Source organism: Pseudomonas mediterranea CFBP 5447 (assembly GCF_000774145.1).
GTDB classification, from domain to species: domain Bacteria; phylum Pseudomonadota; class Gammaproteobacteria; order Pseudomonadales; family Pseudomonadaceae; genus Aquipseudomonas; species Aquipseudomonas mediterranea.
The window spans coordinates 908,170-923,736 of record NZ_KN322983.1; the positions used below are offsets into that span (position 1 = coordinate 908,170).

General features: G+C 62.9%; 8 protein-coding genes. 5 read left to right on the forward strand and 3 right to left on the reverse strand.

Annotated features, from left to right (window positions below):
* Nucleotides 1–88: 88 nt before the first annotated feature.
* Nucleotides 89–1,141, forward strand: coding sequence for a WD40/YVTN/BNR-like repeat-containing protein (locus tag N005_RS09635; RefSeq protein WP_047700971.1), 1,053 nt, complete (start codon nt 89–91; stop codon nt 1,139–1,141).
* A gap of 43 nt (nt 1,142–1,184) precedes the next feature.
* Nucleotides 1,185–3,560 carry an efflux RND transporter permease subunit gene (locus N005_RS09640; RefSeq protein ID WP_047700972.1) on the forward strand — a complete coding sequence of 792 codons (2,376 nt, stop codon included), beginning with the start codon at nt 1,185–1,187 and terminating at the stop codon, nt 3,558–3,560.
* Nucleotides 3,561–3,722: 162 nt separating this feature from the next.
* Here N005_RS09640 and N005_RS09645 read toward each other — a convergent pair whose 3' ends face one another.
* From N005_RS09645 to N005_RS09655, 3 genes are all read right to left on the reverse strand, one after another.
* Nucleotides 3,723–8,420, reverse strand: a complete 4,698-nt coding sequence (locus N005_RS09645; protein ID WP_047700973.1) for a dermonecrotic toxin domain-containing protein — start codon at nt 8,418–8,420, stop codon at nt 3,723–3,725.
* A gap of 141 nt (nt 8,421–8,561) precedes the next feature.
* Complete coding sequence (locus tag N005_RS09650; RefSeq protein ID WP_047700974.1) at nt 8,562–9,281, reverse strand: FadR/GntR family transcriptional regulator; 720 nt, start codon at nt 9,279–9,281, stop codon at nt 8,562–8,564.
* A 202-nt stretch (nt 9,282–9,483) separates the two neighbouring features.
* Nucleotides 9,484–11,220, reverse strand: a complete 1,737-nt coding sequence (locus N005_RS09655) for an IlvD/Edd family dehydratase (RefSeq protein ID WP_047700975.1) — start codon at nt 11,218–11,220, stop codon at nt 9,484–9,486.
* Nucleotides 11,221–11,414: 194 nt separating this feature from the next.
* On the opposite strand from N005_RS09655, the gene N005_RS09660 reads away from it, so the two are divergent.
* From N005_RS09660 to N005_RS09670, 3 genes are all read left to right on the forward strand, one after another.
* Nucleotides 11,415–12,737 carry an MFS transporter gene (locus N005_RS09660; RefSeq protein WP_047700976.1) on the forward strand — a complete coding sequence of 441 codons (1,323 nt, stop codon included), beginning with the start codon at nt 11,415–11,417 and terminating at the stop codon, nt 12,735–12,737.
* 148 nt (nt 12,738–12,885) lie between these two features.
* A complete protein-coding gene (gene araD1, locus N005_RS09665; RefSeq protein WP_047700977.1) occupies nt 12,886–13,878 on the forward strand; it encodes an AraD1 family protein in 993 nt (330 codons plus the stop codon).
* A 13-nt stretch (nt 13,879–13,891) separates the two neighbouring features.
* Entirely contained in the window at nt 13,892–15,472 is a 1,581-nt protein-coding gene (locus N005_RS09670; protein ID WP_047700978.1) for an aldehyde dehydrogenase (NADP(+)), read from the forward strand.
* The last annotated feature ends 95 nt before the right edge of the window (nt 15,473–15,567 follow it).

The window sequence follows — 15,567 nt, forward strand, 5'->3', positions numbered from 1 at the left end:
CTAGATTGCAGGTTTGCGCCCCGATCGAGCTGCCTACGGCGCCCTGAAAGGCCGTATGGCCGAACAATAATAATGGGGGAAAAGGTCTATGAACGAGCCTGTCATGGCCGTGGGTCGCGCCCGCCAGCCGGTGCTGCGGCGAGTCGCGTTGCTGGCCTCGGCGCTCTCGCTGCTGGGCTCTGTCGTGTTGTCGGCACCGGCGTTGGCCGTTGCAGCCACGACAACCGATGTCATCTATTCGGTCGAATCGGCCAAGGCCAGCAAGACCCTGATGCTCGACGTGGCCCACGCCGGCCAGCGCCTGGTAGCGGTCGGCGATCGTGGGCACATTGTCTATTCGGACGACCAGGGCAAGTCCTGGACCCAGGCCAAGGTGCCGACCCGCCAACTGCTTACCGCCGTGTTCTTCGTCGATGACAAGCACGGCTGGGCCGTGGGGCACGATGCGCAGATCCTCGCCAGTGAAGACGGCGGCAGCACCTGGACCCGGCAGTTCGAAGACCTCACCCGTGAAGCACCGCTGCTGGACGTCTGGTTCAAGGACGCCAGCCAGGGTTTCGCCGTGGGTGCCTACGGCGCGTTGCTCGAAACCACCGACGGTGGCAAGCACTGGGAAGACGCCAGCGACCGTCTCGACAACGAAGACCAGTTCCACCTCAACGCCATCACTGCGGTAAAGGACGCCGGGCTGTTCATCGTCGGCGAGGCCGGCAGCATGTTCCGTTCCGCCGACTGGGGCCAGACCTGGGAAAAGGTCGAAGGTCCATACGAAGGTTCGCTGTTCGGGGTCATCGGCACTGCCCAGCCTTCGACGCTGCTGGCCTACGGCTTGCGCGGCAACCTCTATCGCTCCACCGATTTCGGCGGCTCCTGGGAGCAGGTCGAGCTCAAGGCCGCCCGGGGCGCCCTGGAGTTCGGCTTGTCAGGGGCGACCTTGTTGCCGGACGGCTCCATCGTGATCGTCGGCAACGGCGGCAGCGTGGTGCGCAGCACCGACGACGGCATGACCTTCAGCGTCTTCAACCGCCCGGACCGGATTTCCGTGGCGGCCGTCACGGCGGCGGGCAATGGCAATCTGATCCTGGCGGGACAGGGGGGCGTGCGCGTCACCACGGCCAGCGGCGCTGAACTGAACAAATGAGCCGCGCATATGAGTCGGGCACAATAACAAGAAGGCGGACCCCATGAGCAGTCATCACCAAGACAAGGCGACGTTCCTCGAGCGCCTGATTTTCAACAACCGCCCGGCAGTGATCGTCATTTGCCTGTTGGTCAGTATCTTCCTGTTCTGGCAGGCCACGCTGATCCGTCCGTCCACCAGCTTCGAAAAAATGATCCCCCTCGAGCATCCGTTCATCGAGAAAATGCTCGAACATCGCAACGACCTGGCGAACCTCGGCAACACCGTGCGGATCTCCGTGGAAGCCACCAACGGCGACATCTTCTCCAAGGACTACATGGAGACCCTGCGCCAGATCCATGACGAGGTCTTCTACATTTCCGGCGTCGACCGCTCCGGCCTCAAGTCGCTGTGGAGCCCGAGCGTGCGCTGGACCGAAGTGACGGAAGAGGGCTTCGCCGGCGGCGAAGTGATCCCCCAGAGCTACAATGGTTCGGCCGACAGCCTCGAGCTACTGCGCAACAACGTGCTCAAGTCCGGCCAGGTCGGGCGGCTGGTGGCCAACGATTTCAAATCGAGCATCGTCGACATCCCGTTGCTGGAGTCCTACCCGGACCCCCAGGACCAAGGCAAGTTGCTGAAACTGGACTACCAGAAATTCTCCCACGAGCTCGAAGACAAGATCCGCCACAAGTTCGAAGCCCAGAACCCCAACGTGCAGATCCACATCGTCGGTTTCGCCAAGAAGGTCGGTGACCTGATCGATGGCCTGATCATGGTGGTGATGTTCTTCGGTGTGGCCTTCGTCATCACCCTGGTCCTGCTGTACTGGTTCACCCACTGCATGCGCAGCACCGTCGCGGTGTTGAGCACCACGCTGGTGGCGGTGGTCTGGCAACTGGGGCTGATGCACGCCGCCGGGTTCGGGCTGGATCCCTATTCGATGCTGGTGCCGTTCCTGATCTTCGCCATCGGGATTTCCCACGGGGTGCAGAAAATCAACGGCATCGCCTTGCAGTCCAGCGAGGCGGACAACGCCCTGACGGCGGCGCGGCGCACGTTCCGGCAACTGTTCCTGCCGGGGATGATCGCGATCCTGGCGGATGCGGTGGGTTTCATTACCTTGCTGATCATCGACATCGGCGTGATCCGCGAGCTGGCCATCGGGGCGTCCATCGGCGTGGCGGTGATCGTGTTCACCAACCTGATCCTGCTGCCGGTGGCCATCTCCTACGTCGGCATCAGCAAGCGCGCCATCGAGCGCAGCAAGAAAGACGCGACCCGCGAGCATCCGTTCTGGCGGGCGCTGTCGAACTTCGCCAGCGCCAAGGTCGCGCCGGTGTCCATTGCCCTGGCAGTACTCGCTTTCGGTGGCGGCCTCTGGTACAGCCAGAACCTGAAGATCGGCGACCTCGACCAAGGGGCGCCGGAGCTGCGTCCCGACTCGCGCTACAACCAGGACAACAACTTCATCATCAGTAACTACTCCACCAGTTCCGACGTGCTGGTGGTGATGGTCAAGACCAAGGCCGAAGGCTGCTCGCGCTATGAAGCCATGGCACCCATCGATGAGCTGATGTGGAAAATGCAGAACACCGAGGGCGTGCAGTCGGCGATTTCCCTGGTGACCGTGTCCAAGCAGATGATCAAGGGCATGAACGAGGGCAACCTCAAATGGGAAACCCTGTCGCGCAACCCTGACGTGCTGAACAACTCCATCGCCCGGGCCGATGGCCTGTACAACAACAGCTGTTCCCTGGCACCGGTGCTGGTGTTCCTCAACGACCACAAGGCCGAGACCCTGGACCGTGCGGTGAAGGCGGTGCAGACGTTCGCCAAGGAGAACAACCGCGATGGCCTGGAGTTCATCCTCGCCGCCGGCAACGCCGGCATCGAAGCGGCCACCAACGAAGTGATCAAGGAATCGGAACTGACCATTCTGATCCTGGTGTACATCTGCGTGGCAACCATGTGCATGATCACCTTTCGCTCCTGGGCGGCGACCCTCTGCATCGTCCTGCCGCTGGTGCTGACCTCGGTGCTGGGCAACGCCCTGATGGCTTTCATGGGCATTGGCGTGAAAGTCGCGACCCTGCCGGTGGTGGCGCTGGGGGTAGGGATTGGCGTCGACTACGGCATCTACATCTACAGCCGCCTGGAAAGCTTCCTGAGGGCTGGATTGCCGTTGCAGGAAGCTTATTACCAGACGCTGAAGTCCACCGGTAAAGCCGTGCTGTTCACCGGCCTGTGCCTGGCGATCGGTGTGTGCACCTGGATCTTCTCGGCCATCAAGTTCCAGGCCGACATGGGCTTGATGCTGACCTTCATGCTGCTGTGGAACATGTTCGGTGCCTTGTGGCTGCTGCCGGCACTGGCGCGGTTCCTGATCAAGCCGGAGAAGCTGGCGGGGCAGCGGGGTAATTCGTTGTTTGCCCATTGATCGATACCTGTGGGAGCAAAGCTTGCTCGCGATTGCGATAAGCCAGTCAGCAACAACGTTGACTGGTCTGTCGCTATCGCGAGCAAGCTTTGCTCCCACAGAGCGGGGCGGTGCGACGTTTCGCTAAATCCCCTTGCCACAGGAGCAGCGCCATAGCTTCTGTCAAGGCGCCAACGGCAAGAACCTGCCCTGTGCCAGCGACTTGCTGATCTGCCCCCGGTGTACGTTCACCACCGCGTAAGGGCTGGTGGCCTTGGCCAGCAGTGAGTGGTAGTGCTCCTTGCGTTGTTCCTTGGTCTTGAGGTGCGCGACGCTGAAGTTTTCTTTCGGCGTGTCGGCCGCTTCGTAATGAAAGTGCGCATACCAGATCGGAAAACCGTCACGGTCGTTGATGGCGTATTCCTGGAGGAAATCCTTGCGGGCGCCTTGCAAGGCCGTGCGATCGCCGAGCCGGGCCACCTGGATCAGGTTCTTCTCGAACAGGAACCGCAGGTTGCCGTCGGTGGGCGGCAGTTTCAGGCTCAATTCGGTGCGCAGGTCGCTGCCCTTGGCGGTCAGGTTGGCGGCAGCGTCTGACAACTGCCGACCCAGTGCTTCGTTTGCCGGGGGGCGTGAGGTTGGCGATGCAGTGAGAGCTCGATCGAGTTCTTCGGAAAGCGTGCGGAAGTGGCTCGCCTCATTGTTGAGGATTTCCTCGATTTCCTGAGGATGACGGCAGTGGGTTTTGTAGCTTTCGGCGCGGCTCATGCGCTTGTCCAGTTCGTCGAGCAGTGCTCGCCCATGGGCCCGGATCGCCTTGATTGATCGCGTCTGGGGCGCCGGGGTCGGACGCCGTACGTCGACCACATCCCAGACGTCCTCGTGGCGCGAATAGGTGGCGAGTACCTGGTTGTTGGCTTCGGAGCGCATTTCGACGACTTCGATGGGCAGGCTCGTGCCGGCGGGTTTCAGGTCGCCGATCAGGACGCCATTGTGTCGGGTTCTGATTAACTTTTTCTGTGGCAGCCCGGCGCCGGTCCTGGGGCGTTTCGGCGTACGCTTGCGCGGTTTTGGCTCGGGTTTGATTTCGGCGGCGAGTTTGCTGGAGACCTCTTGGTAAAGGCCCTCGACCAGTTTGACCAGCCTGTCGAAATAGGACTCGTTGATGTCGTCCAGGTAAAGGGCCTTTGTCCCCTTCAACGTATCCAGGGTCTTGCCGTAATGCTCGGTCAGGCTTTCCAGCACTTCGAGTTTTTCCGCCGGGGAGACTTCGTATGTTTGCAGGTCCCAATGGGAGCGCATGTGCTCCATCAATGGCATGAGAATGCGAAGCAGGCGGTTGGGCAGGGCGGATTGCCGGTTTTTCACCGACAGTACGGGGAGCGTGGAGAGCTGCATGGTTTTGCTGCCGATGGCGTTCTTCTCATCCAGGGGACGGTTGCTGGTCAGCCGTTCAAATGCCCGTGCGCCCGACGCATCAAGGTTCGATAGCTGCTCAAGATAACTGTCCTTGAGTTCCAACCAGTAGATCGCTCGGTCGTTGATGTCACTCTTGGCGTCGAGGTACTTCATGTAGGCATCGTAGTCGCGGCCGACAATTTCCCTGATGTCGGCACGCTCTCCAAACTGGGGATGTGCTCGCTGGATGGCCACGCGCTCTTTTTCAGTGATCAGGAATGCCTTGCGGGCATTGTTGATCACGTTTTCCATGAGCACATGTATGTAACCGGGCGGGAAACCGATGCCCAGGCTTACGCGTTCGGCCGCGCTGTCCGCCAGCTTCAGATACATCTCGGTCTGCTCCTGGAGCAGGTCATAGAAAATCTTGCGTCTCGCCGCCCGCTGGGCCTCGGTGTAGGTGCCGCCTTCCTCGGTCCGGGTCATGACTTGCTGGGCCACGTCCAGGGCTTTTTGTCGCTCGGCATCTTGTGCCTCCAACCGATGGGATTCATCGGTCAACTGCTGGATCCGCTGCAGGTTGACACGGCGCTGTGCCTCCACCCGTTTGGGCGGTGCACCGCCGAGTAGACGCAGGCGCAGATCCAGATGCCAGTGTCCGTTCTTATCGACTCGCAGCGAGGGACCGTTTTTTTCAGCGTCGAGTGGATCGAGCGGGTCAACGATGGTTGCGCTGCCGCCCGCTTCAGGCGTGATCCGATACAGGGCACCTTCAACCTTGGCATGCCATTTATTGTCGATCACATACAGGCCCTTGTAGGGGCCGTTCTCAATCGGTGCGAGCGGGGAAGCGGGGGGCGAGACCTGCAAACGCTGCAGCCGGGCCTGGAGTGCCGGCGTCAGGCGACCAGTGGCCCTGGCGAAATTGAAATCCAGGCGCCTGCTGTCGGTATCGGTGTGGGCGTCGGGCAAGGTGACGGTCCCCTCCACGAGGGTGGGCGCCTCCGGTGCAGGCCACTGCTCGGCGATGGCCCGTGGCGCGGGGGGACGCATGGCTTGCTCCTTTATCGATTCGGGCACGCTCGCACGAGTCAAAGGCCCATGACCGGCGGGCAGCTGGCTCACCAACAGGGCCAGGTTGACGAGCAGATCGACGGCAGCAAGCTCCCGGGCCACCGGGTCCTCACCGGTCAGCGCCGGAATGTCTTGTTGGGCGCTGGCCATCAGGTTCCAGAGCCAGACGGTGGTCATGGCCGGGCCGCGTAGCAAAGGAAACAGCAAGGTGTTGAACAACAGGCCGCCACCGTCGAGCAACACCGCCCAGCGGCTCTCGCTGTTGGACACCGAGTCCCGGTCGGCCTGGGTGAGCAGGGCCTGGGCGTTGCAGCCGTAGAGGTACTGCATCAGCTCGCCCTCCTGCAGCGATTGCAACAGCTCGCCGCGGGTATCGTCGACGGCGAGGGCGGCTGGGGCGGGTTTGTCGGGGAGACTGAATTCGTCACCGCTGAAGAACCGCACGATATGGGGTTCCAGGATTCCGTCGTTGGCGTAGATCGGGCGTGCGGAGTCAGGCAGCCAGGTCAGGAGGCTGTCCTGCAGTTTTCCTGGGGCGGCGATGGCCTGCAGCAATGCTTCGCGTGTCGCGAATTCCTGCAGCGAGGGTGCGTAGAGCGGTCGATACAACAGGTGTGGGCCGGTAGCAATGTCCTGCGCTTCGATGATGAACATGTTGGTCACGATATCGGGCTGGGCCTGGGGCTTGCGCAGCAGACCCAGGTGGCGAATGACTACCGGGTGCCCGTCGACCTGCTGGCCCGCCGCGTCGGGTTGCAGGACAGCTTCCAGCAGGCGCAAGCCTTGACGGGTCAGGCCGTTCTCGTGGTTCAGGTTCTGCTTCAGTGCCTCGAGCATCAGTTGCGCCGGGAGCTGCTCGGCGAAGATCCGTTGCCGGTTCTGCGCCTGGGGCGAATCGCCGAGCAAGTGCTGTTGCAGATAGCGAGGATAGGTCGCGCCAATATCGACCTGTTCGATCAAGCCGGTTATGAACCCCGGCGTCAGCCAGGCCGGCAGCGTCTGGCCCAAGCGATGGCTGAGGGTGAAAGTACCGCTGGGACGGCCGACGAGATTATGGATGGCCAGTTCGGTGAGGGGCATCTGCCGTTTCTCGGTGAGGCCGATGGTGCCTGGATAGCCAGCAGAGACGCTGAACGTCAGCAGCACATCGTCGGGCTGGTAGGGGCTCGTTGGTAGCTTGTCCGGTCGCTTGTCATTGGTGTTCCGCAGACGGATGAGCAAGGCGTCGGCGGCAAAGGCCTTGATGTCGTCGATGCCGCTGAGGAAGGTCTGGCCCTGGTGGCGTTTTTTGGCGCTTGCCAGGGCCAGGCTGTAGTGCTGGAAGGTCGTCTGGTCGACGATGGAGGCGTTTTTCAGCCATTCGGGCAACAGCGACCCAAGGCGTGCCGAAGTGTCAGGCGACGGTCGGGGGGCCTCCAGCAGCGAGCGCGCCGGGTCGCTCAAGTCGGCGTAGAGGCGCTTCAGGTCTTGAGGGTCGATTCGGGCAGGCAGTTGCACAGCCTTGAGGTCGGCCAGTTGCTGCTCCAGCAACATCGCCGCCTGGCGCTCGAAGACGTTGCCGCTGATTTCGTAGCGTTGGCAGGTGATGGTGTCGACGGTGTACTGGCGGGCAATCCATTCGCCCCAATGCTGGTTGAAGGCCTCCAGGGAGGCAAAGGACTTGACGGCGCTGCCGGGGCTGCACAGCAGGAATTCGGCGGTGCCGTTCGTTACCCGGACCAGGAGGATATCGCTGCCGACCAGCACGCTGCTGTGGGTGCCTTGAGTGAGCCGGGTTTCCAGGCTGTAGGCGTACACCGGCGCCTGTCGGTTGAGACAGAAGCGTAGCCCGCGGTCCGGCCAGCGGACGATCTGGTCCAGCGCCTCCCGTGCCGTATCCGTGAGCCCGGGCTGTTGCAGCCCACGGATGCTCAGTGTGTTCCTGAGTACGTCGCTGAGCCAGCGCCAGCGGCTGCTCGCAGCGGTCTGGCCGGCGCTGTCGATGTTCTCGTTCCAGTAACGGACCAGCGCATCCTCCAGCCCGATCGGCAGGGTCCAGGCCAGTTCAAGTATGGATTTCTTGATGAGCTGCATGTCCAGTCCCCGGTCGCCTGACCAAAGGCGCCGCGGCGGACTGTCGGAGAGAAAACAGTCAAGCGCGCCCTGTGGGGCGAAGTCCGGGGGCGTGCCGGTGGCCAGGTAATCGAGGACCGCGGACATCAGGGGTTGGAAGTGCCAACCGCGGGTGGCTGGGTCCGGCATCGCCAATTGGGTCTTGGAGAGGTCGATCTCCAGCCAGGGGTCTCTTTTCTTGATCGCTTGTTCGAGCATGCGTCGGGCGACCTGTTCGAAGGTCGGGCGACTGGCGAATTGCAGGCTGACGCGTTGGGCCAATGCGGGGATCGAGGTCGTGGTGGAGGAGGTGGTCATGAGAAGTCCTTTTCACAAAACATGGCCGTCGGGATGACGGCGAGAAAAGTATCGACTGCTCAGTCAGGTGCGGGTGGTAGATAGATACCACCGCGCCAGGGGAGGAGTGTGCCAGGCCTGTTCGGCAACGAGGGCGGGGGATCAGCCGTGGTCGTTGCCCAGTACCACGTTCAGCGCGCTGCGGGCGTCGTCCAGTTGCACCAGCGTCGCATGGCGGGCGCCGAGGGCGTCGCGGTTCTCGATGGCGGTGAGGATCGCCTTGTGCCGTGGCATCGCCAGTTCATGCAGGTTGGGACGCTGGTTGGAATGCTTGAGCGCCTCGGCGATGGCCACCGACAACATGTTGCACAGGTTGGCGAGCAGGTCATTGTGGGTGGCGTCGGCGATCCGGCTATGGAAATCCAGGTCGGGTTGCAGCAGGGCTTCGGGCGTCGGTGCCGCGTCCATGCGTTCGTAGGCTTCGCGGATGGCAGCGATGTCGGCGTCGGTGGCGAACTGTGCGGCCAGGGCGGCTGCGGCCGGTTCGATGATGCTGCGCACGCTGGTGAGCAAACCGAAGAACTCGTTCTGCGGGCTGCTCTGCATCAGCCAGTGCAACACATCCGGGTCAAGCATGTGCCATTCCCGCCGGGCCTTGACCACCGTGCCCACTCGCGGGCGCGAATACACCAGGCCCTTGGCGACCAGCACCCGCGTGGCTTCACGCAGTACCGGACGGCTCACGGCGTATTCTTCGCACAGCAAGGCTTCGGCGGGCAGCTTGTCATCGGGCTTGAAGCGTCCGGACACGATCTGCATGCCCAGTTCCTGGACGATGCGCGCGTGCATGCTTTTGCGGTCGGAGGGTTTGCGGTAATCCATGGGGTGCGGCGCGATCCTGTGGAGGAGATGCTGCGCATGATAGCAGGCGCAGCGAGGGCGGGTCGCTAGTGCGATTTTTTGAGGTGGCCAGAGATCCTTTGTGGGAGCGAGCCTGCTCGCGATGGCGCCCTGTCAGCCAGCATCCATGTCGGCTGACTCGCCGCCATCGCGAGCAGGCTCGCTCCCACAGGGATTTGCAGGGTCAGTGGGAGTGTCGCGGAACCTCGGCGCCGCGGCAGCCCACCAGGAAGTCAAAGTCGCAGCCCTGGTCCGCTTGCAGTACATGGTCGATGTACAGCTGACGGTAGCCACCCACCAGCAGTTGTTGTGGCGGGGCCAGGTCGGCCAGGCGGGCGGCCAGTTCGGCGTCGGAAATGTCCAGGTGCAGGCGGCCGCTGGCGCAATCCAGCTCGATGAAATCTCCTTCTTTCACCGCTGCAAGAGGACCGCCGGCGGCGGCCTCGGGTGCCACATGCAGCACCACGGTGCCATAAGCGGTGCCGCTCATGCGCGCGTCGGAAATCCGCACCATGTCGGTCACGCCCTGGGCCAACAGCTTGGCCGGCAAGCCCATGTTGCCCACTTCGGCCATGCCCGGATAACCCTTGGGCCCGCAGTTCTTCATCACCAGGATCGAGTCGGCATCCACATCCAGTTCCGGATCGTTGATCCGTGCCTTGTACTCGTCGAAGTTCTCGAACACCACCGCGCGACCGCGATGCTGCATCAGCTCGGGGGTGGCGGCGGAGGGCTTGAGCACCGCCCCCAATGGCGCCAGGTTACCGCGCAGCACACAGATACCGCCGTCGGCGCGGATCGGGTTGTCCAGGGTGCGGATGACTTCGTCCTGGCCGTAGATCGGGGCGTCCTTGGTGTTCTCGCCGAGGCTCTTGCCGTTGACGGTCAGGGCATCCGGATTGGGAATCAGGTTGGCTTCACCGAGACGACGCAGCACGGCGGGCAAACCACCGGCGTAGTAGAACTCTTCCATCAGGAAGCGCCCGGACGGCTGCAGGTCGACGATGGTCGGCATGCCGCGACCGATGCGGGTCCAGTCGTCCAGGTCCAGCTGCACGCCGATGCGCCCGGCGATGGCCTTGAGGTGGATCACCGCGTTGGTGGAGCCGCCGATGGCCGCGTTGACGCGGATGGCGTTTTCGAAGGCTTCCTTGGTCAGGATCTTCGACAGCCGCAAGTCTTCACGGACCATTTCCACGGCGCGCATGCCGGACATGTGGGCCAGCACATAGCGGCGCGCGTCCACGGCCGGAATCGCGGCGTTATGGGGCAGCGACGTGCCGAGGGCTTCGGCCATGCACGCCATGGTCGAGGCGGTCCCCATGGTGTTGCAGGTGCCGGCCGAGCGGGACATGCCGCCCTCGGCCGCGAGGAAGTCGTCGAGGGTGATGGTGCCGGCCTTCACCTGCTCGCTCAATTGCCAGACCACCGTGCCGGAACCGATGTCCTGGCCCTTGTGCTTGCCGTTGAGCATGGGGCCACCGGTGACGACGATGGCCGGTACGTCGCAACTGGCGGCGCCCATCAGCAGGGCGGGGGTGGTCTTGTCGCAACCGGTGAGCAGTACCACGCCGTCAATCGGGTTACCGCGAATCGCCTCTTCCACGTCCATGCTCGCCAGGTTGCGGGTCAACATGGCGGTAGGGCGCAGGTTCGATTCGCCGTTGGAGAACACCGGGAATTCCACCGGGAAGCCCCCGGCTTCGATCACGCCGCGCTTGACGTGCTCGGCAATCTGCCGGAAATGCGCGTTGCACGGCGTCAGCTCCGACCAGGTATTGCAGATGCCGATGATCGGCTTGCCATGGAATTGATGGTCGGCGATGCCCTGATTTTTCATCCAGCTGCGGTACATGAAGCCGTTTTTGTCGGCAGTGCCAAACCATTGGGCCGAGCGCAGGGAGGGTTTTTTATCAGACATGATCGATTCTCTTATTGTATGACTATATTGTTCCAGATGAAGCGTAACATAAGCGCAATTTACGCGCTTTGGAAGTGTTGTTGGGTAAATAGTATTACTATATAGTCCGGCTCAAAGGAGGGGGTTGTCCTGGCGTGCATTCGCGAGAGAAATCCCCCGTGGTTCCATAACAACAACAATCGGAGACCGGTCCCATGAGCCAGGAATTGCGGCTTATCCGTCGCATCACGCTGAAACTGATTCCCTTCCTGATCCTGCTGTACCTGATCGCTTATGTAGACCGCTCTGCGGTGGGCTTTGCCAAGCTGCACATGGGCGCCGACCTGGGTATCGGCGATGCCGCCTACGGCCTGGGCGCAGGGCTGTTTTTCATCGGTTATTTCCTGCTGGAGATTCCCAGTAACCTGATGCTCGAACGTTTCGGTGCCCGGCGCTGGTTCGCCCGGATCATGGTCACCTGGGGCGCGATCACCATCGGCATGGCGTTTGTGCAGGGGCCCCACAGCTTTTATGTGATGCGCTTCTTGCTCGGCGCCGCCGAAGCCGGCTTCTTTCCCGGCGTGCTGTACTACATCACCCAATGGTTTCCGGTTCGCCATCGCGGCAAGATCCTGGGGCTGTTCATTCTCTCCCAACCCATCGCCATGATGATCACCGGTCCCGTGTCCGGCGGCTTGCTGGGCATGGACGGCGTATTGAGCCTGCACGGCTGGCAGTGGCTGTTCATTGTCATCGGCCTGCCGGCGGTGCTGCTGACCTGGCCGGTGCTGCGCTACCTGCCGGATGGCCCGCAACAGGTGAAGTGGATGGACCAGGCGGAGAAGGACTGGCTGACCGGTGAACTGAAAAAGGATTTGCAGGAATACGGCCAGACCCGTCACGGTAATCCGCTGCATGCCCTGAAGGACAAGCGGGTCCTGCTGCTGGCGCTGTTCTACCTGCCGGTGACCCTGAGTATCTACGGCCTGGGCTTGTGGTTGCCGACGCTGATCAAGCAGTTCGGTGGCAGTGACCTGGTGACCGGATTCGTGTCTTCGGTGCCGTATATTTTCGGCATCATCGGCTTGCTGATCATTCCCCGCAGCTCCGACCGCTTGAATGATCGCTACGGTCACCTGGCTGTGCTTTATGTGTTGGGCGCCATGGGCCTGTTCCTCAGCGCCTGGCTGTCGGTGCCGATACTGCAACTGGCGGCGCTGTGCCTGGTGGCGTTCGCACTGTTTTCCTGCACGGCGGTGTTCTGGACCTTGCCGGGACGCTTCTTTGCCGGCGCCAGTGCGGCGGCGGGCATCGCCTTGATCAACTCGGTGGGCAACCTGGGTGGCTACATCGGGCCGTTCGTGATCGGCGCGCTGAAGGAATACACCGGCAACCTGGCCTCTGGGCTGTACTTCCTGTCCTGTGTGATGGTGTTCGGCCTGGTGTTGACCGGCGTGGTGTATCGCCTGCTGGAGCGCAAGCATGTGCTGCCGGCGGACCAGTTCGCGGCCAGTGCGAGAGGGGCGACGCGTACATGAGGTGCTGCAATCAACTGTGGGAGCGCGCCTGCTCGCGATAGCGGTGGGTCAGCTTGCGTCCCGGTTGAATGTGCCGCCGTCAAGCGCTCGTCCGAGCGTCCCACAGGGGCCTGGCGCTGTATTTGAGTTGTGTTTACAGGAGAAAACCATGCGTTTAGTTCAGTTCGAATTGGATAACGGTGAGCGCCGCGTCGGTGTGGTCGACGGCGACCGGGTACGGGAAGTGCAGTGCGCGACGACCGTGCGTGAGCTGGCGCTGGCGGCCATCGAGGCGGGTGTGAAGCTTGAACAGCAGGTCAATGGCCTCGGCTTCGGCGCCGACCATGATTACCCGCGGTTGCTCGCCGAGCTGCGTATCCTGCCGCCGCTGGATCACCCGGACCCGGCGCACCTGCTGGTCAGTGGCACCGGCCTGACCCACCTGGGCAGCGCCTCGGCCCGGGACAAGATGCACCAGCAGGCCGGCGACGAAGCCGCCATGACCGACACCATGCGCATCTTCAAGTGGGGCGTCGAGGGCGGCAAGCCCCAGGCCGGTCAGGCCGGCGTGCAACCGGAATGGTTCTACAAGGGCGATGGCAGCATCGTCGTCCGTCCGGGTCATCCGTTCCCATTGCCGCCGTTCGCCGAAGACGCCGGCGAGGAGCCGGAAATCAGCGGCCTCTACGTCATTGGTCTCGACGGCAAGCCTTATCGCCTGGGTTTCGCGGTGGGCAACGAATTTTCCGATCACGTGATGGAGCGCAAGAATTACCTGTACCTGGCCCATTCGAAACTGCGCAGCTGCAGTTTTGGTCCGGAACTTCGTGTCGGTGAATTGCCTCAACATCTCTCCGGAAGCAGTCGTATCCTGCGCAACGGCGAAGTGCTGTGGCAGAACGAATTCCTCAGCGGCGAGGCCAACATGTGCCACAGCCTCGAAAACCTGGAATTCCACCATTTCAAGTACAGTCAGTTCCTGCGTCCGGGGGATGTGCACGTTCACTTCTTCGGCACCGCGACCCTGTCGTTCGCCGATGGCATCCGTACCCAGCCGGGGGACGTGTTCGAAATCAGCCAGGCCGAATTCGGCGCGCCGCTGGTCAACGGCATAGCCCCGGTGGACGCGGCGTTCAACCCGGGTACTATCGGCACACTTTAAGAGGAGACTTGCGATGAACCAGATCCTTGGTCACAACTACATCGGTGGGGCGCGCAGTGCGGCCGGCCAGACGCGTCTGCAGAGCCTCGACGCCAGCACTGGCGAAGCCTTGCCGGGTGATTTCATCCAGGCCACGGTCGAAGAGGTCGATGCAGCCGCCAAGGCGGCGGCCGCGGCTTACCCGGCCTACCGCAGCCTGAGCGCCGTGCGCCGGGCCGAGTTCCTCGAGGCCATTGCCGATGAGCTGGACGCCTTGGGCGATGAGTTCGTCGCCGTGGTCTGCCGTGAAACCGCGTTGCCTGCGGCACGGATCCAGGGGGAGCGGGGCCGTACCAGCGGGCAGATGCACCTGTTCGCCAAAGTCCTGCGTCGCGGTGATTTCTACGGTGCGCGTATCGACCGGGCCCTGCCGGAGCGCCAACCGCTGCCGCGCCCGGACCTGCGTCAGTACCGCATCGGCCTGGGCCCGGTGGCGGTGTTCGGCGCCAGCAATTTCCCGCTGGCCTTTTCCACGGCCGGTGGCGACACCGCGTCGGCCCTGGCGGCCGGCTGCCCGGTGGTGTTCAAGGCCCACAGCGGTCACATGGCGACCGCAGAGTGGGTGGCCGATGCGATCATCCGTGCCGCCGAAAAAACCGCGATGCCGGCCGGTGTCTTCAACATGATCTACGGCGGTGGCGTCGGTGAATGGCTGGTCAAGCATCCGGCGATCCAGGCCGTGGGTTTCACCGGTTCCCTCCGGGGTGGGCGGGCCCTGTGCGACATGGCCGCCGCGCGTCCGCAGCCGATCCCGGTGTTTGCCGAGATGTCGAGCATCAACCCGGTGATCGTCCTGCCTGAAGCGCTGGCGACCCGCGCCGACAGTATCGCTCGCGACCTGACCGCCTCGGTGGTGATGGGCTGCGGCCAGTTCTGCACCAACCCGGGCCTGGTGATCGGCATCCGCTCGCCGCAGTTCACCGCCTTCACCCAGCAGGTCGCCGCGCTGATCGGCGACCAGGCGCCACAGACCATGCTCAATGCCGGCACCTTGCAGAGCTATGGCAAGGGCTTGCAGAAGTTGCTGGCCCACCCGGGCATCGAGCACCTGGCCGGACGCGCACAGCAGGGTAACCAGGCCCAGCCGCAGCTGTTCAAGGCCGACGCCAGTCTGTTGATCGAAGGGGACGAGGCGTTGCAGGAAGAGGTGTTTGGTCCGACCACCGTGTTCGTCGAAGTGGCCGACCAGGCGCAACTCAGTGCCGCGCTGAACGGCCTGCACGGTCAACTCACCGCAACCATGATCGGCGAGCCGGGCGATTTCCAGCGCTTCAGCGAATTGACGCCGTTGCTGGAGCAGAAAGTCGGCCGGATCCTGCTCAACGGTTACCCGACGGGTGTCGAGGTGTGTGATTCGATGGTCCACGGCGGCCCTTACCCGGCCACCTCCGATGCCCGTGGCACGTCGGTGGGCACCCTGGCCATCGACCGCTTCCTGCGGCCGGTGTGCTTCCAGAACTACCCCGACAACCTGCTGCCGGAACCCCTGAAAAATGCCAATCCGCTGGGGATCCTGCGGTTGGTGGACGGGGTACCGGGCCGCGAGGCGCTCTGACCGTCGCGGGGCGGCAGTACCATTGAGGTTCGATGGACTGCCGCCATCGCGAGCAAGCTCGCTCCCACAATGGTTCCTGGGTGAATGCAGGATTT